Below are 18105 nucleotides of genomic sequence, written 5' to 3' on the forward strand. Positions count from 1 at the left end.
CCGACAAACATTGCAGTATCTTTATCTTCAAAAAATCCTTTCAGCGGGTTAGTGATTTGGGGTACTGTCGCTTCATTGCCAGGAATCTGATAAAGTCGCGTCATATTATCAATAACTTTCCTCCACTTGTCTGTCTGGAGCGTCGGATTGTTTGTCTTCGGATCTACAAACGCTTCAGATAACTGGTTGTAGAGAAGGCCGAATGCAACGTTAAACCTGATGCCGCGATAAAGCACTCCGCCGTCGTTTCGCGATAAACTTTTCGCCAAAGGGTAAATATCATCCCAGGTCATGCCATCTTTCGGGTAAGGAACGCCGAATTTATCGAACAAGTCTTTGTTATAATACAGCAAGGACAGCTCGGCGCTGTACGGCAGTCCGATAAGCCCGCCGTTGGCCATGCTGCGCATCCGTTCGATCGACGTCTGCTCTAACGGATTCAAATTAAAGTTGTTTTTCTTGATCAGCTCGGACATATCGTAGTCGATAGCCATACTTATGTTCATAGGAACGGAACTGGCCGTATTGAACCATATATCGACCATAGTTCCCGACGCAATAAAATCCTCTACGGGTCCTTTCGATTGCAAAATAAGTTTCGGGGTTATGTGGGGAAACTTTGCCTGAATATGTTTCCCGAATAAATCCATAAAGCGCTCTTCCGTCCAATTGCCGTTTTGAAAGTAAAACGCAAGCTCGACCGGCTCCTTGGTCTTCGTCTCCCCCTTGCCGCCTTCTTTAGCACCTTTGTCTGCCCCGCATGCTGAAGCAAACAGCATCATAGCCGCGATCAAGAACAACTGATACCGTTTGCCGTATTTCTTTTTCTCCATCCTTCTTGCCTCCCTTTGTTTTTTCGCATAGAAAAATAATGCTATAAACATTGTAAGCGCTGCCTTGCACAAGTTATAGGACGATTGTTGCAGCTTTCGGTCTGCTGAATGCAATATTCGGTCTATTTATGTGTGTTGCCTGTATACGCAATACGTAACCGAACTTTTCACCGGCTAGAAGATGCGTGTTTCGCTAGGCAAGCGAAACAAAAAAAGGATCTCCCCCAGGTTCATCACGTCCTGAGGGAGATCTCTTTCAAATTAGAACAATTGATCATGAACGGCGTCCAAGGCATATCGGCTGACCGGCGCCGGCTCCCGGTTGATCCACTTGCCTTTCGTGAAGTCCGGGATCGCAACCGGCATGCTGCCGAGCGCGATGGACTCTTCCGACAATACGGTAACCGCCATCCATACCGCCGTGTCGTACACATCGATCGGGGTCTGAGTGCCGTTCATGATGCTCTCCGTGAAAGCCTGCAACACGAGGTAGTCCATACCGCCGTGGCCGCCGCGTACGCCTATCTCTTGATACATTTTCCAGATCGGGTGCTCGTACTCTTCCAGGTATTTGTCGAACGAATCCCATTTGTGCGCCGGAGTGAGGCCATCGATATGGATCGAATGATTGATTTCCATCCACAGCCCCTTCGTCCCTTGCACGCGGCCCGCTCTCGAATACGGACGAGGCAGCGTCGTATCGTGGATGATCGTTATCGTTTCGCCGCCGGCGCACCTTACCATCGTCGTGACGACATCGCCTTGGGTCCAGTTCAGCTTGGCCTTCGGGTCGTTCTCGCCAAACTTGTCCGTCGCCCACTGCTTGATGCCTCGCGATTTCGAGGACATCGAGGTCAGTGTCACGAGACGGTTGCCGCGGTTGATCTCCAGCGTCTTGGACACCGGCCCCAGGCCGTGGATCGGATACACGTCGCCGTTGCGGTGCAAATAGTTGTGGAAGCGGTTGTGTTTGTTCACATCACCCATCGCGACTTCCGCGCGCAGATCGTGCTCATACCCGCATTGGGCATGAACGATCTCGCCCAGCAGGCCTTTCTTCACCATATTCATAACCGCCAGCTCGTTACGTCCGTAGCAGCAGTTCTCGAGCAGCATACAGGGCATGCCGGTCTGCTCCGATGTGCGAACCAGCTCCCAGCACTCTTCCAGGGAAGCGGCTCCGCCGACTTCGATACCGGCGTACTTGCCCGCCCGCATTGCGGCGATCGCGATCTCCGCATGGGTTACCCAAGTCGTAGCAATGACTACTCCCTGAATGTCGGATCGGGCGAGCAGCTCCCGATAATCCGAATAACCGGTTGCCGGAGGACGTTCATTTTCTACTACGATGCTTAGGCCTTTCTCCAGCCGTTCTTCGAACGCATCGCAAATTGCAGGCACTTCGACATTCTCCATTCCCAGCAAAAGCGTTAGCAGCCCTCTGCCGCGTCCGCCCAATCCGATGACACCCAGTTTCACAGTCTGTTGCGCTCCCATTTATCCCCGTCCTTTCGCCTCTCAGCATGAAACACCCATTATTCATGATTGATTCTCCTCCTGATCGGAAGCTATAATCATTGTAAATGTCGCCTTGTCCAAGTTATAGGACAATTGGTGCAGCTTTCGGTCTGCTGAATGCAAGAATTGGTCTATTTATGAGCGATGCGTTTATATGCAATCCGTAACCGGAATGAAGTGAAAGGAGTGCATCTTCCATGGACAATCCGCACATCTTGCTCCAAATCGCAAATCGTTCGTATTTACGCATAGATCCGCTCTCTCATGGTACATTTCGGATTCGTACAAATCATACTGCCGATTTTAACGAGCCGCCACTCGTTCGTTACGGTATTATTCATCCTACCCTATCGACAACATATACGATGGAGCAAAACGATACTTCCATCATGATCCATAATGGCCATTCTTCCCTGCACGTTGACAAAAACAGCGGAAAGCTAGCCTTGTTCAATCGTCGCGGCGATATGCTGACCTGTCATGCCGAGAATGTTCAAAATCCCGCTTCTATACATGGCTTTGAAGTCCATTTTCTTCTATCCGGGGACGAAATGATGTACGGGCTAGGGGACGAAACGAGGGAACGCATTCAGCATCGGGGACATGCCGCCGACATGAAGGTCGATGCTACCAACCGCCATGCTCCCGTACCGTTCCTTATGAGCAGTAAAGGCTGGGGGCTGCTAGTCAATACGACATGGAGACACCGCATTGATATTGCCCACACGTATGCGGATCGTTTATTCATTAGCGGGCAAGAAGGAGATCTGGATTACTTTCTGTTTGTCGGGGACGATTATGCCGAGCTGCTTGATTGCTATACGGAAGTCGCAGGAAGACCGCTTATGATGCCCATTTGGGCTTACGGTTTAACGTTCACCTGTCATTCGTACACGAACGCACGCGAGATGATCGACGATGCTTTGAATTTTCGCAGAGACGGCATTCCTTGCGATATGATCGGTCTTGAGCGCGGTTGGATGGAAGAAGACAATGACGGCAAGATTCCATTTCCGTTTCGTTGGGATCTGAACCGTTTTCGAGTGTCATCCTCCTCCAACTATACAGCTCCCTTTATCGATACGTTGCACAATCACGGTTTTAAAATGAGTCTATGGTTATATTGCAGATATGATGTAAGCTTGGAAGACGAGCATTCCTTTTATGCTCAATTGCGTCAATTTGTTGAACTTGGCGTATCTTCATTCAAGATGGTCGTGCCGGGAAACTCCTTCCAACATCCGACGGGAATATGGGGAAATCAGATGAGCGACACGGAAATTCGCAATCTATACCCCCTCCTGCTGAGCAAGCAAATGCATCAAGGCTTTCAAAAACAAACGGGGCGCCGCTCAATGAATTACATCGCGGTCGGGTATACAGGCTTGCAGCAATATGCAGCCACATGGGCCGGCAACTCGCAAGGCGAATCGACGCTGATTTCCGTATTAAACCATGGATTAACCGGTCATGCCAATACAACAAGCGATATGGACGTATCGACGCCCGAAGGGATCCATTTCGGTTTTTTGCAAGCATGGTCGCTTGTAAACAGCTCTGGCTTCTGGTGCCATCCGTCTATTTTGAAGAACGATTTATTGTTGACATTTAAGCATTACGCTAAACTGCGGTATTCTCTTATCCCATACATTTATTCTGCGGCGCATACTGCCGCTCGCACAGGAATGCCCATCGTACGAGCAATGCCCCTGTGCTTCCCGGAAGACCCTCTATCGAACCGATTACTGAATCAATATATGTTTGGCGATTCATTTCTTGTGGCCGCGTTTACAAATCAAGTCTATTTACCGAATGGCGAATGGATCGATTACTGGACAGGCGAGAGGCATGCCGGACCGAAGTGGTTGACGCCTGCCATCCCTTCCCCTGCAGGAGGTCCCCTATATGTGCGAGCCGGCGCGATTATCCCGACTTGGACCGCTGGCGACTGTATCGATGATAAACAAAAGGAAATCATCGGATTGCACTTTTATCCGCACGGGGAAAGCAATTATACATTATTGGAGGACGATGGGACGACCTATTCCTATTTGCAGCAGGAAATCGCCGAAACCAAAATCTGTTGTTCAGCAAAAAATACGTCTTTGCGCGCGGAAATTGGTCTGAGAACAGGGCTTTACGATGGAATGCCGTCCAGGCGCATCTATGATGTTCAAGTTCATCTGGATGCAAAGCCGTTTAAAGTAACGGTAAATGGGTTTTCTTTAACAGAGACATCCGATATAGATAAAGCGACTTTTTCCAACCGCGATTATTGGTTTTTCGATCGAACCGCGTGGACTGCCCGTTTTTTCGTCGAAGAAGGCGTAATGAATCCGACAAGTATCTCGATAGAAATCATTTACGATTTGACCGACCGACGCTTCATGAATCAGCCCGAGACCGGAAACCGCACCATTGCGGCAACGGCCGTCATGAAACTACATCATCCTTTGGTCAAAAAGATTGTCGATTTGATGGAAGCACAGGACGGACATCATTGGAGCCTTCAAGACGCAGCCGATCGTTTGCATGTAAATGCCTCGCATCTTGGAAGGGTATTCAAGAAAGAAATGGGTGTATCGTTTCCTCAGTACATCCTGAAAAAAAGAATGGAGCATGCAAAAAAACTGTTGCAGGGTGGCAACAGCGTATCGGAAGCGACTTACATGCTTGGGTTTAAAGACATCAGTCATTTCATTCGCGTATTTCGCAAATATTATGGAGTTACGCCGGGAGAAATCAAAAACTAGCTATTTGCCCTAGACAGGCAGCTACATACCGTCGAACATCAAGCCGGGACGACGCCTTCGGTATTTCGCTCGTTATCCCGGCTTGATAATAATCGGGCTTAAAAACAATAACTGGCTAAGATAGTTATCCACTCGACTTATATGCAATCGGGTTGTAATTGTGTCCACGGAAAGTTGAGATGCATCGGCATCGGCTCAAGACGGTTGCGCTTCTTCTCTCATCAGTCATGGTCGAACCGCGGCGAGAGCGCGGTCCAGAACGAAAAGAGCACCTTTTCGATCCCGCCCATCGCTTCATCACCACCCGCGTCCACCATGTCGAAACCCGCTTCGGCTCCCAGCCGAAAGACAGTTTGCTTGGTTTCATCGTCCTCGCCACTCATGAAGAGTGTGGCGTTCGCCCCGCTGAATCGCGGGTTCGCGAGCGCCTCCCATGTCCCGCCCTTTCCCATACCGTAGTATGCTGCGTTTCGACACCGGGACTGCCACGGCAGAAAGCGGTGGTAAAATAAAAGTCCGGCCCCTGGCAGCCGAATTGGTACACCCGAAACAGCTCTGGGTAGCCGACGCTTCTTCGAGGCCGATCCGGTCCGCCAGTTCGCGGCCGTACAAAATAGGAGTCCAAATGTCGGGCATCGGGCCTTCGGTTCCTTAACCCGATAGGCTTTGCCCGTATCGTATCAGGATAACGGAACGAGCTTCAAAGCGTTGCCCGAGTATATTTTGGCAAGAACGTCGTCCGGCAGATTAAGCGACCCCAGCACTTCCTGGTGAACGTTATCGAAATAGTCGCGGCCGTACAAGATGCGGTCCTGGAATTCGAGTATAAACTCTCTCGCGAATTCCGGATCACGGCTGAACGCTCTCGCTCCCGAGCCTGCGGATATATCGCAGTACAGGTTCCGGTATTTGCGCAGCATTTCGCTAACCTTGCCGCCCGGCTGGACTTTTCCTGTCGGATAGGCGACTTTGTCGTACTGGTCGTCGCCGGATAGATGTGCCCAGAAACCGGGAGCATGACCGAGGAAATACGTGTCCGGACAAGCCTTGACAGCACGCTCGAAGGCGTCGATGCCGCCGCCGTACCACCAGTTCGGACGGGGATACGCCGACCCCGTAGCGAACTCGTAGTCGATATGTACCGTAACCGGCAGCCCTTTCTCCCCGCAGAAACGGAATAGCCGGATCGCGTCCGGATTGTCGTACATCATGCGCAGCTTGATCTCGCCATACACGCGGACGCCGTACAGCCGGATCGCATGATCGAGTTTGTCGATCGCATCAGGACGGCGCGGATCGGGCGCGTAGCCTAAAATGAATTTGTCCGGATACTGCTCCGCATACCGGACGCAGCGGTGGAACGATATCGGGCCGTCCGGCAGCGATGCGTCAGGGACCTGTTTTTTGTATGTCGGGCTGTATTCGTCATCCGGGCATTCCCAGCTAAGCAGCCAGGTTTTGTCGATGTTGTATCGCTTCATGTTGTCCAAATACCGTTCGATATTATATCCATACCAGTCCGGATGATTATGGCAGTCGATAATCATGGATCGTAACCTCGCTTTATCGGTGGTGACTACTTGGCTTGCATACTTTGCTGTGCTTCGATAAATTTGTTTACTTCTTCCTCGGCGGAACGCATTGCGGAATTGATGTCCGTTTGGCCCAATGCCACGTTATGGATATGTTTCGGTATGATCGTTGCGGATGCCTGATGGATATACAGATCATAGGCGGCTGCCGGAGCATATTTTGCCGGACTCATGGCGCTTACGTTTTTGCCTCGGAACAAATCGGAGTCTTGGCCGAACGCCGTCTTGATCTGGCTGTTTTTCAAAGGCGTGGTCCAGCCTTTCCTGGATAGCTCCATCTGCAAGTAATCCGATGTAAAGAAGTCCATCGCTTTCACGGCTAGCTCCTTATGCTTGCTTATACTGGACAAGTACATATAATCCGGATAAGGCTGAACGCTGACGTTCCCACGCTCGGGCAGTATCGGGATCGGCGCCAAATCCCACTCCAGACCCTTATACCTCTCCGGTGTATTGTAAGAGGAGCCCAGCCCCATCCACATCGCCAAAGTCCGGTCTTCGAAAAACAGTTTATCTCCATATGGAGTAAGTCCTTTGGTGTCCGAAAGCTCATATTGCCGAAGAAACATCTCGGATACGGTCTTTCCCAGATCGCTGTTGAACTGCACCTTGTGCGTGGTCGGATGGACAAATTCCAGCGAATACGGATTTCTTCTGAAGAAGGTAGGGTGGACCCGCACACCGTAATAGGAAGTATCTCCGTCCATACGAGTCAGCTTTTTGGCGACAGTAAACATTTCATCCCATGTCCACCGGTCATGGGGCGGATAAGGAACGCCGAATTTATCGAAGATCGACTTGTTGTACAGCACTTGTGTCGGACTGTCCTGCAGCGGAAGCCCTATCAGCTTCCCTCCGCCCAAGCTCCTGTTCAGATCGAGAAATTCCGCGGCAAACCGATTCAAATCCACTTGCGCCTGTTTGAGATACGGTTCGATATCCTCGGACAAGCCATAAGGCTGCACTAAGGAGAGGTAGCTGTAATTGGCCGCAAGAATGACGTCCATCGGCTGCTTCGACGCAATCAGTCCTTCCATCTCTTTTGCATTCATTGCCGTAAGCTTTACGGTTTTGGGGATGATGTTGGGAAATTTTTTCTTAAGCGGTTCGCCGAAGTCCCTCATAAATACCTCTTCATCCCACCAGTAGTTGCTCGTACTCAGAAAATACAGCTCTGTCGGCTCCGCAGGAACTTGCTGCCGCTTCTCCGGCGTCGCCTCCGGTCCTTCATTCGACTTGCCGCTCTGACATGCGCTCAGCAGCATCATACTAATCGCAGCAATGGTACAGCCCAACACAAGCGGCTTCTTCGCTCTTTTGCCCATTGTGGTTGCCCCCCCCTTTATACAAGATTCCCGAATTTCTAGTTCAACTAATATAGATTAGACAATTTTTAAAGACAATATGGCGTTTGTCACCGTAATATCAGAGGCGGTTAGGTTTTGATGATAAACCCTAACATTTCCGGTAGATATTACTTCCGCCCAAACTCTTGAACTTACCCCAAGCGGCGGTGAAACAGCTACATGTACAGGCGCACCTAGATAAGCATTATCCATTGTTGCGTCTGTTGCGGCTATAGAATTTGCAGCAATAGTCTTGGTATAAGATATTGATCTTCTAGCATAACCGTTTACATCTCTAAACGCAGGCGACTGCATAAAACCGACTGGAACGGTAACAGAACCGGCGGTAATGCTGGCAGAAGCATGTGAAACGATTAGCTTTTTAGAGTAACTCCCATTCTCAAATACACGACCGACAACCGCAAATATATTAGTAGACCCTTGAGTCAGTGAGAGATAACTACCAATACCTGCACGAGAAATGACAGATGATGTTGATGTATCTATCACGTTAGTGTCTGTAGCGCTTAGCGTTGCTTGACTAGCAATCGTATAGCGACTTGTGTGTGTTCTACCTGCTGCCGTTATGTATCCATCTGATGCAAAAGTACCGTTAGCATCATATAATGCTCTAAATACATCATGAAGTGCAAACGTACCGCCCGTCACATTGGAAAGGGACGATGTATTCATCCACTCTGTGTTAAGTGCGTTAATTCGCGGCTCGTAGTCAGCATACTGCGGCATCATGGGCACACCGCCTGTGTAAGCTCCAATGTGCTCGATTTCAACTTGTGAATTTGCGGGGATAGAAATGGTTACGTTGCCTTCTCTTGCATTTTCCGATGTAACTTCACAAGCTGCCATTTTCCAGCCGTTACGGTAATCATACATCAACTCGCCCAACGAAATGCGCTCATTGGAAGAGTTAACCCATACGTTTGATTTCAATTTGGCATAATCAAAAGAACCTGCTATTGTTCTATACAACATACAGACTTTGGCTTGTACAGATTGAGTATTGATCGGAAGAATGATATCGATCTGGGATGCTGTCGGATTGATTAGGCGAATACCATACTTCGTTGTAAATCCGGTATGCACGGATTCGAAACGTTTCACATCGTAGATTAAATCATTGCTTGCCGTGTAGGCTCCATACATACCAAACTTAAAATCATACTGCGGGCAAAATTTAAAGAAGTTCGTAATGAGACTTGCACCCGCACCAAATTCAAACCCTGTATGATTTAAGTACTCGTTATGCTGTCTACCATTTTCAAAATGTCTGCTTGGTGTGCGAATGCCGGTAGCGGGGTCGTAAGTGCTGTAAGTACCCGCAATAAATCTTACACAAGTATCTTGAGGTCTTTTAAACAAATGACTTGCATCAAACTTGAATCCGTCAAAACGTTTTTGCATTTCTAATTCGAATAAAGTATTAAACCATTCCGAGTACCCTCCGCCATAATACGAACCGTGACAAGCATCATAAATCAAAGCTTTTGACGACCCTTGATCTGATGCCGGGGCAATATTAAAACCATTGAAGCTGCAGCCGGCACCTGTGTTTATCAATAGGTAGTCGAATTTATTGGCATATCGTTTATCTACTACTGTGCCGCCGCCTATAGTTAAGTTTGTAGCTTGTAACGCATTTGAAGTGTTGTAGAATCCCTGTACGCATTCATGAATGGCTACGCCATCCACAACGTTCTCGTAGAAATTTCCGATGCGCGAGCCATTTGTCCAAGCGGACGTATCCAGCCCGTAAAGCGAAATACCGTTATGAAATCGTTCAATAAGCAAATTCTCCAGTCGCCACTTGTACGCATTCGCACCATCGATACATTTTTGCGCATGAACAGTCGATGTTCGTGTTACATTTCCAAGAAGCACCAAATTCGAGATTGCAACCATGGAAATTGTTTGCGTATTCCAACCTGTACTCAACTGATAAGCCGCTGCCATTTCGTCGCGTGGCGTACTAAACATATCAATAGCGGTTGGCGGGTCAAAAAATAGTGTCGAATTGTTCCCCTCAATCTTTGTATTCGTTCTAATCGGTAGCGTGTCTGTGATGTAATAAGAGCCGTGCGGTATTTCAAATGTATACTTGCTATATACTTGCGACGAAATTGCTTTGCTGATATTGGTATGGATCACATACTTGTTCATATTCAGCATGTCTTTAAATGCTTGAGTATCATCATGCCCGGATGCATAATCAAGCACCTCCGGAATAGTGAATACTAAATCGCCATGCGCTCCAAACATGAACGGATTCAACACATTATTTTGTAATTGACGTACCCATCCATTTAACTCGACACCACGATCGTTTACAGCTGCTTTTGTTGAGTCATAAACAAAGCATCCGCCACCTTTGTTTAATCCGGCATGGTACGATTTTACATATACTCGACTGCCGTTTTGCGGATTTGCAATAGAAAGCATATCGGCAACGCTCTCTAAACCAGGATCCTCCGCCAGAAAAAAATCGGGCAGCCCTTTGCGGCCGTACACTTCCCCGCTCACCGGTCCCCCGGCCGCGAACGACGTGCCTATCGTTCCTCCGATCACGCTGCCCGCGGCCAGGACTGCCCCAGTCAGGCCTAGCGACGACAGCATCGCCCTTCTCGTGAGCAAGGGCGATTTGCCGCCGGCATCCAAACCCTTATCTTCTTGTATTTCATCCATTTCTCGCCGTTCCATCATTTCCGCCGCCTCCCGCTTAAATAGAAATTTGTATACGGTTTCATTAGTCGGTTTCATGCGCCTTCCACCGGTCGACCGCCCGGCCGCAGCGGCTCACGGTCCCCGAACCGCTGCGCAGTCCTTCCGGTATGTTTGTTTTCGCTTTCCGTTCAAACCGCTTCCGCCGGCTTCGGCCTCCGCGGCTACTTGTTTTTGTCCGCCTCGATCGTTTTCTTCATCGCTTCCTCGGCATCCCGCAGCGCCGTATTAGCGTCTTTGCCCTCATACAAAATGCCGCGCAAGGCGATCGTTAGATGCTGCCCTGCCGTCGAGTAATATTTGCTCTGGGGAGACGGTTTCGCCATATTTTTCAGCGGGATCGCGGCAACATTGCGCCCTTTGTACAGCGGGGCGTCCTGGCCGAATACTTTCGAAATGTTAGCGCTGCTTAGCGCCGGGATGAACGTCGCCGCCTTCGCCTTCTCCGTCAGAAACGTCTCGGTGGACAAAAAGTCCATCACCTGGTACGCGTCGTCCTTGTATTTGCTGCCGACGTTCAGGAACATGAAGACCGGATAAGGCTGCGGCCCGAAGCCGTTCATCGTCGGGTACGAGACGATATCCCAATTGAGCGGGGCCAGGTCTTTCTCGACGTGCAGACCGGCCACCGGCGTCCACATCGCCGACACTTGATCCTGGAAAAACATTTTGGTCAAGCTGTCCATCTTTGCCTTATCCGGATTGAAGCCGGGAATTTGATAAAAGCGGGCGATGTTGTCCATGAGGCTTTTGACTTTGTCGTTCGTCAGCGACACTTGCAGCGTTTGCGGATCGACGAAGTTGAGCGACATTTGGTTGCGCCAAAAGTAATGATTCGGCGAAATCGTGAAGCCGTAATATTGGACGCCGCCTTCGTTGCGCGTCAGCTTGACCGACAAGTTGTACAGCTCGTCCCAGGTGATGCCGTCCTTCGGGTAGGTGACGCCGAACTTGTCGAACAAGTTTTTGTTGTAGTAAATGACGGAAGCTGCGGTGTCGAACGGCAGCGCGTACAGCTTGCCGCCGCTCATTTGCCGGATCATCTCGAGCGTCTGCGGCTCGAAGCGGCTTAAATCCGTCTTGTATTTTTTGACGAGCGGTTCGATATCGTACTGCGTGTTGTTCAGAAAGACGCTGTTGTAGGCGAGGCCGACCGAGCCGAAAATGACGTCGATCTGCTGGCCCGACGCGATCTGCTTGTCGAGCGCTCCGCTCGTGGTAGGGATCAACACCGGAGTAATGTGCGGGAATTTCTCTTTGATCGCCTTGCCGAACTTTTCTTCGAAGTAGCCTGCGGCGTCGAAGTTGGCGCCGACGTTGTAAAAGTAAAGCGTGGTCGGTTCTTTTTTCTCGGGCTGGGCAGGAGTCTCCCCCGCCACTTTGCCGGCATCGGGCGTGCCCGATCCGGAGCAGGCGGCAAGTACGAGCAGCATTCCCGCCGCTCCGATCGCAATCGATGGTTTCAACATGAACGACACCCTCTTCTTTATTTGGTTTAAAAGCACTTTCAAGTCGGTAATCGCTTCGCCCCGCCAACACCTATCCCTCCGCTGCCAGCAAATCGGACCTAGGTCCGGTTCCGCGGTCTTCTCCCTCCTTTCTCGCCAAGGTTGCGGCCCCAATCTAATGGCTTGTCCCGCGTTGCCGGCTTGCTTTTCCGGATACGGCGACAGCTTGTTCCAGGTGGCGGTTGCCTTCATCATAAGCCGGATTTGCGCCCGGGACCATGCGCAAAGCGTCCGTTTTTTTTATCATTTGTGCCATTACCATTAGGGTTGTTCAAATATGATAAAATGAACTGAAGGGACTGTCTCCAGTCGACTCGAACGGAGGAAACGGATGGATATCGAGGTGTTCTTTCCGAGTATGACCAGCACGCTGCAAATCAGGGGCTGCGGATTTGGCGTTAAGCCGCCGGGTTGGTCGTATCCGCTGCATCATCATCAAATGTTTGAAATCTTATACTGCTTCAGCGGTGAAGTCGTGCAGTTTGTGGGAGTGAGTAAATTAAGCGAACGGACGATGCGCGCGGGAGACTGGATGCTGCTGAAAGCCGGAGTGCGCCATCGGCTGGAGAACCTCGCCGCTGAGCCGTATTCGTTTTTGAATATCCACTTTGACGTGGACGATCCTGACTTGCGCAGGCGGCTCAACGCCGCCGACTGCTTTCTGCTGGGTGGTGCCGATGCGGCTGCGGGCGGACTGGCGGAAATCGTTGCGCGCATAGAGCGACTGATGGCGCTGAGCCTGACGGACGGCCCCTCGTCCGGTCCGTCCGCCAAGCTCGTGGCTTCGTATATCGATCCGCTGCGCAAGCTCGAATTGCAAGCCGCGATTTTACAGATAGTCGCTTCGTTGACTGCGCAATGCGCCGCTCCTCAAGCGCCCGCCGGGAAAGCCCGGCCTTCCGTCGCTTCCTTTCTGGAAATCGATACGGCGCATGCGATCGAAGAACGGCTTCGGCGGATGGTAACGGCCGATTCCGACGAATCCGTCGCCCGGATCGCCCGAGACTTGCACTTAAGCCGCAGCCAATGTTCGAAGCTGTTCACCAAAGTATACGGCGTCTCGCCGCGCCGCTACGTCAGCGAGCTGGTCCTGAACCGGGCAAAACGGCTGCTGGTGACGACCAACCGTCCGATCGAGGCCATTGCCCTGGAGCTCGGCTTTCATTCGCTCAGCCACTTTTCCAGCCAGTTCCGCCGATGGACCGGCGTATCGCCCATGCAGTACCGGCCGAAGCATGAGTGAGCGCCGCCTCCCGGGCCCGCTGCCGTATGCAACGTTTGCCGGTCAGGTCCGACGAGAGTTCGCATCAATAACGGTAACGGTGGCAAGGATCGCATCGTTCCGATCCCTCAGACGTAAATGCCCAGCAGGAATATAACGAGGTTATTAATTACTTTTTCTAGAACGTAACCTTTACGCCCCTCCGCGGCACTTATGTATGAGAACACGGAAAGGAGCGGCCATTATGCTTCAATGGATCGAAGCCGCCCGCCTCGGAGACCGGGAATCATTCGGGCCTCTCGTCCGGCGGTTTACGCCTATGGCTTATGCGGTAGCTTACGAGCGGTTGCGCGATTCGCATCTGGCCGAGGATGCGGTTCAGGAGGCGTTCACGGAAGCGTTCCTGCATATAGACAAGCTGCGGGAGCCGGAAGCTTTTCCCGGCTGGTTCAAAGCGATCGTCGTCCGGCAATGCCACCGTCTGCTGCGCCGGAAGCGGCACCGGACGCTGCCCCTTGACGAAATCGCCCAAATCGCCGGGGTGCAGGCGAGCCTGTCGGACATCGTGGAGCGAAAAGAACTGCAGCAGCTGCTGCACGACGCCATCGCGTCCTTGTCAGCCAATATGCGGGTAGCGGTTCAACTTTTCTACTTCTACGGGTATACGCTCCAAGAAATATCGCGTACCTTGGACACCCCGATCCCCGTGCTGAAGAAGCGGCTTTTCGATGCCCGCCGCAAGCTGAAAGGCACGCTGCCGATAGCCGATTGCATTTCCGTGTTCCAGCATCTATACGAGGGAGGAAGCAGCATGCTTCATATCGTAAACGGCGATTCCGTAGGGGATAAGCTGAAGCAGGGCGTAGTGCAGGGCGATATTTTGGTGTGGAGAGAAGTGTACCCTGCAGGTCCCGTATTCGCCGATATGGCGGAGCCGGAGAACCGGTCCGCTAGGGCTCAATATTTGGAACAATCGATGGGCATTCCCCGTTCGGACTATGTCAAGATCAGCGAGGCGCAGGAGCGGCAAATCCTGGAGTTCCGCCAATACGAAGAAATCGTGCTCTGGTTCGAACACGACTTGTTCGATCAAACGATGTTATGTTACTTGCTCCATTGGTTCTCCCAGCAGCGGTTGGGCGGGACGAAGCTCAGTCTGCTGTGCATCGGGGCATTTCCCGGCATCGAACGCTTCCGGGGCTTGGGCCAGCTGTCCGTGCAGCAGATGGAGACGTTGTCGGGCACCTGGCAGACGATCGGACAGCGGGAGCTGGACTTGGGCCGCGAGGTGTGGGAAGCATACGCCTCCCCGGACCCGATGAAGCTGATGAGCCTGCTTCAAGGGGATACGTCTGCGCTGCCCTTCGTGCGGCAAGCATTCGAGGCCCATCTGGCGCGGCTTCCTTCCGTCGGCAGCGGTCTCGGACTTATAGAGCGCATTACGCTGGAGAAAGTGCAGAGCGGTATCAGCTCTCCGGTGAAACTGTTTCAGCATGTAGGCGATGAGCTGCATATGCTCGGCATGGGCGATCTGGAATATTGGCATCATTTGGCGAGAATGGCGGAACAGCCGCACCCGCTGCTGCACATCGAAGGACTGTCCGGCTTCCCCGGCTTCAGCAATCCCGAACCATCCTTCCGCGATTGCGTCATTACGCTGTCGGCATTGGGCCGGCGCGTTCTGGACGGCGAAGAGGATTGGATCACCGTGCAAGGCATCGACGAGTGGTACGGCGGCGTCCATCTCCAAGGACACTCCGTACCGTGGCGGTGGGATGTATCCGGCAAGCGCGTGGTCCCGATGTAGTCGGGGCCGGCATAAAGCTGTTTCTGTGCACAAAGGGGATGCATCAGGCGGTCCCGTTTCTTTTCGCGGACGATAACCTTTCACGCGAGCCTTATTTGAACAAGATCGCCTCTGTGAATACTTCCTTCCCGTTCAACCGAACATACGATGCCTCGCGATTTACGGGCTGCCGGCACAAATTTGCGGTGAAGACCCGTCTGCTTGTACACGTCCTCGATCACCTTCCCGGGCCCTACGCATGGCAAATTTTCGCCTTCGCAGATAAGGCCCGTTCCATCGGGAAACAGCAAGCGCGCTCCGGCCGGCAGCTCCGTCAGCTTATCCGTGCCGCTTACCAGGATGTTGGCCCCGAGCCATTCGGGCCTTATCTCCGGCACACCCATATTAGCGGCGATCCGCCGGCACTCCTCCACGGAAACGATGCTGATTTGGCGCCGATTGGCGATCATCGTCCCCCGCGGATAAATGTTCTGCCGCGAATCGGCGGGGCGGAGTATGCCATAATGCCGGTCGCCCGGAATCCCTCCGATCTCCACTTCAATGTCAGAGACTTCGCGGGTAACGAATGTAGTCGGATCATCCGCGAGCATTACACATTCGACAACAAGCTGAATGTTCAAGACGACGCCCCCTCCTGAGACTGCATGTATACATACAGCGCCTCAAAAGCATTGCGGGCGGATTGCAGATCGTTCCCGGCGGAAAGCGGTGCGGCAAAATATTGCTTGATGCCCTTCGCATAGACGGGCCACGCTTTCCGCAGCTCCGTCTCGCCCAACTCCGTAAGCGCGGCATAGGCGCCGCGTCTGTCTTCTTCGCTTCTTTCTCTTCGAATCAGCCCTTCCCGCTCCATCCGGTCCACCAATCGGGTTAGTCCGCTTTTGCTCAGAACGAGCTTCTTGTTCAAGTCTCCGAAACGGAGCTTCCGGCCGGGCGCTTCGAATAAAGCGATCAACACGTCATAGGCGGTAAGCGGAACCCGCTTCTGCTCGGCCAAATCCTGCTCGATTCTCTCGATGATCATAGCGTGCGCCTTAATAAAAAATCTCCACGCGGACAGCTCTTGCTCGGTTACTTTGTCCATGGCCGTCATCCCTTCCTTTGCTACTTTCAATAGTAAGCAATTTTAGTTGACTGTGCAACAAAATAATTGTTGACTGCGCAACTATATTCTGGTACATTAGTTGCGTAGTCAACAATTGATTATGAAACTAATCGAAGGAGTTGGGCAAGGTGACCCGAAACGTAGGCTTTTACACGAACACCGCTTTACGCTTGCTGCTTGGCATCACTTTTATGATGCACGGCATATTCAAACTGGAATGGGGGTACGGCGGCTTGACGGAATGGCTACATTCGCAAGGTTTCCCGCTTGCGGAGCTGTTCGGCTATGTGCTCCCGTGGATCGAGCTGCTCGGAGGCATCCTCGTCCTGATCGGCGCGGGAACCCGTTATGTCGCCGCTTTATTCAGCCTCATTCTTCTCGTGGCGCTGCTTAAAGTGAAGCTCGGTGCGGGTTTCATATCCAGTTCGGCAACCGGCTATGAATTCGAATTGCTGCTTCTCGCCGTCAGTGTCCATGTAGCCGCAACGGCTCCCAACTCTTTAAAGGACGTTTGGGTGAGTTTATTCGAAAGGGGAAATAATGGCCATGTCCAAAGTAACCAGTGAATGCCTCCCACCGCTTGAAGAGGCGGGGGCTTCTTGTTTCAACGATCTCCGCCTTTCCTTGGAGAAAGGTCTTACATGATCTCCACAAGCGTTCGATGCTTTCCGCATCCCGTTCGGGGGCAACCCTCCCTACGGTGTTCGGTCCATCAAGCTGGTATTTCCAAGGCCCGCTGCAAGATGATCTTTGCCGAGACGATGTCTCTGTCTTTCCCTTGTCTCTTGGCTTTGTAAGACAGATAAGTGATAAATCGCCTCCATCCGGCATCCGAAATGCTTTTGGCCAGGCGGCGGTTGCGGACCATGTTCCTGACCTTTAACTCTTCCACCGCGATCAGATCATGGTCTCGTACGATGCGGTGCGATTGTTTATGCAAAAAGTCTTTTCGCTGCCGCGCGACTTTCTGGTGGGCCTTGGCGACCTTATGCTTGGCCTTCTTCCGGTTGCAGGAAGCAGGTTGCTTGCGGGAAAGCTGCTGCTGCTTCCGTTTCAGCTGCTTCTCCGCTTTGCGCAAATACCGGGGGTTGTCCACCTTCGTTTTATCGGACAGCGCCGCAAACGTGTTCAGCCCGACATCAATGCCCACAGCGGATTCCGCCGTTTGTACCGCTTCCGCATCAGGCACTTTCACACTGATATTGACCATCCACCTGTCCACATACCGTTTCACATTGATTTGCGTCACGTTCGCAGGGTCAAAGGGACGGTGGGCATTCATTTTGACAACGCCGATTTTGGAAAGATAGACATACCCTGGTTTGGCAAACGTCTTATCAACCGCACCGGGTTGCGGGTAGGTAAAAGAAACGTATCGGTCAGCCGACTTGAAGTGGGGGTACCCGGCTTCACCGCGAAAGAAACGCTGATACGCATCATCCAAACGCTGCAAACAGTCCTGCAGTACCTGCGAGTGAACGTTCTTGTATTCGGGAAACTCCTTCTTGAAGGCAGGCAGTTCATTCTGCTGCATGGCATAGGTGATGGTTTTGCCTTCCTGCTTGTAGGCGGTCTCGCGTTGCTCCTTAGCCCTATTGTACAGCTTCCGGCACAATTCCAGCGTTCGATTCATGAGTTGTTCCTGTTCGGAAGTCGGATAAAGGCGAAACTGAAAGGTCATTTGC

Annotated in this window: 14 protein-coding genes; 4 read left to right on the top strand and 10 right to left on the bottom strand. The window is 51.8% G+C overall.

Translation table 11 applies throughout. The annotated features are described in order from the left end of the window. Together FE783_RS33620 and FE783_RS33625 are read right to left on the bottom strand one after the other, a co-directional pair. Positions 1-833: ABC transporter substrate-binding protein (locus FE783_RS33620; protein WP_158302175.1), on the bottom strand; the 833-nt coding region annotated here is incomplete at its 3' end. Positions 834-1094: 261 nt separating this feature from the next. Next, a complete protein-coding gene (locus tag FE783_RS33625; protein WP_138883778.1) occupies positions 1095-2330 on the bottom strand; it encodes a Gfo/Idh/MocA family protein in 1236 nt (411 codons plus the stop codon). A gap of 218 nt (positions 2331-2548) precedes the next feature. Here FE783_RS33625 and FE783_RS33630 point away from each other — a divergent pair, with 218 nt between their 5' ends. After that, complete coding sequence (locus FE783_RS33630; protein WP_138883779.1) at positions 2549-5104, top strand: helix-turn-helix domain-containing protein; 2556 nt, start codon at positions 2549-2551, stop codon at positions 5102-5104. A gap of 221 nt (positions 5105-5325) precedes the next feature. On the opposite strand, the gene FE783_RS33635 is transcribed toward FE783_RS33630, so the two are convergent. The 5 genes from FE783_RS33635 to FE783_RS33655 form a co-directional block, all read right to left on the bottom strand. Continuing rightward, positions 5326-5556: an NAD(P)-binding domain-containing protein gene (locus FE783_RS33635; protein ID WP_138883780.1), complete on the bottom strand. Its 231-nt coding sequence runs from the start codon at positions 5554-5556 to the stop codon at positions 5326-5328. Between the two features lie 228 nt (positions 5557-5784). Beyond that, the gene (locus FE783_RS33640) at positions 5785-6651 is read right to left on the bottom strand and encodes an amidohydrolase family protein (protein WP_138883781.1); all 867 of its coding nucleotides are present in this window, start codon (positions 6649-6651) and stop codon (positions 5785-5787) included. A gap of 29 nt (positions 6652-6680) precedes the next feature. After that, on the bottom strand, positions 6681-8021 hold the full coding sequence (locus tag FE783_RS33645) for an ABC transporter substrate-binding protein (protein ID WP_138883782.1): 1341 nt from the start codon (positions 8019-8021) through the stop codon (positions 6681-6683). A gap of 57 nt (positions 8022-8078) precedes the next feature. Continuing rightward, positions 8079-10760 (bottom strand): hypothetical protein, encoded by a 2682-nt coding sequence (locus FE783_RS33650; RefSeq protein WP_158302176.1) that lies wholly within the window; start codon positions 10758-10760, stop codon positions 8079-8081. Between the two features lie 182 nt (positions 10761-10942). Then, positions 10943-12247 carry an ABC transporter substrate-binding protein gene (locus FE783_RS33655; RefSeq protein ID WP_158302177.1) on the bottom strand — a complete coding sequence of 435 codons (1305 nt, stop codon included), beginning with the start codon at positions 12245-12247 and terminating at the stop codon, positions 10943-10945. A 370-nt stretch (positions 12248-12617) separates the two neighbouring features. Between FE783_RS33655 and FE783_RS33660 the strand changes: the two genes are divergently transcribed. Together FE783_RS33660 and FE783_RS33665 are read left to right on the top strand one after the other, a co-directional pair. After that, entirely contained in the window at positions 12618-13529 is a 912-nt protein-coding gene (locus FE783_RS33660; protein WP_138883785.1) for an AraC family transcriptional regulator, read from the top strand. Between the two features lie 223 nt (positions 13530-13752). Then, positions 13753-15315: a sigma-70 family RNA polymerase sigma factor gene (locus FE783_RS33665; protein WP_138883786.1), complete on the top strand. Its 1563-nt coding sequence runs from the start codon at positions 13753-13755 to the stop codon at positions 15313-15315. Between the two features lie 80 nt (positions 15316-15395). On the opposite strand, the gene FE783_RS33670 is transcribed toward FE783_RS33665, so the two are convergent. Both FE783_RS33670 and FE783_RS33675 read right to left on the bottom strand, forming a co-directional pair. Further along, on the bottom strand, positions 15396-15905 hold the full coding sequence (locus FE783_RS33670; RefSeq protein WP_138883822.1) for an MOSC domain-containing protein: 510 nt from the start codon (positions 15903-15905) through the stop codon (positions 15396-15398). 26 nt (positions 15906-15931) lie between these two features. Beyond that, the gene (locus FE783_RS33675) at positions 15932-16399 is read right to left on the bottom strand and encodes a MarR family winged helix-turn-helix transcriptional regulator (protein ID WP_138883787.1); all 468 of its coding nucleotides are present in this window, start codon (positions 16397-16399) and stop codon (positions 15932-15934) included. A 149-nt stretch (positions 16400-16548) separates the two neighbouring features. Here FE783_RS33675 and FE783_RS33680 point away from each other — a divergent pair, with 149 nt between their 5' ends. Continuing rightward, positions 16549-16986, top strand: coding sequence for a DoxX family protein (locus tag FE783_RS33680; RefSeq protein ID WP_238403346.1), 438 nt, complete (start codon positions 16549-16551; stop codon positions 16984-16986). A gap of 146 nt (positions 16987-17132) precedes the next feature. Here FE783_RS33680 and FE783_RS33685 read toward each other — a convergent pair whose 3' ends face one another. Next, positions 17133-18101: an RNA-guided endonuclease InsQ/TnpB family protein gene (locus FE783_RS33685; RefSeq protein ID WP_238403350.1), complete on the bottom strand. Its 969-nt coding sequence runs from the start codon at positions 18099-18101 to the stop codon at positions 17133-17135. Positions 18102-18105 lie beyond the last annotated feature (4 nt).

Origin of the sequence: Paenibacillus mesophilus (assembly GCF_005938385.1) — a bacterium.
GTDB lineage: Bacteria > Bacillota > Bacilli > Paenibacillales > NBRC-103111 > Paenibacillus_AB > Paenibacillus_AB mesophilus.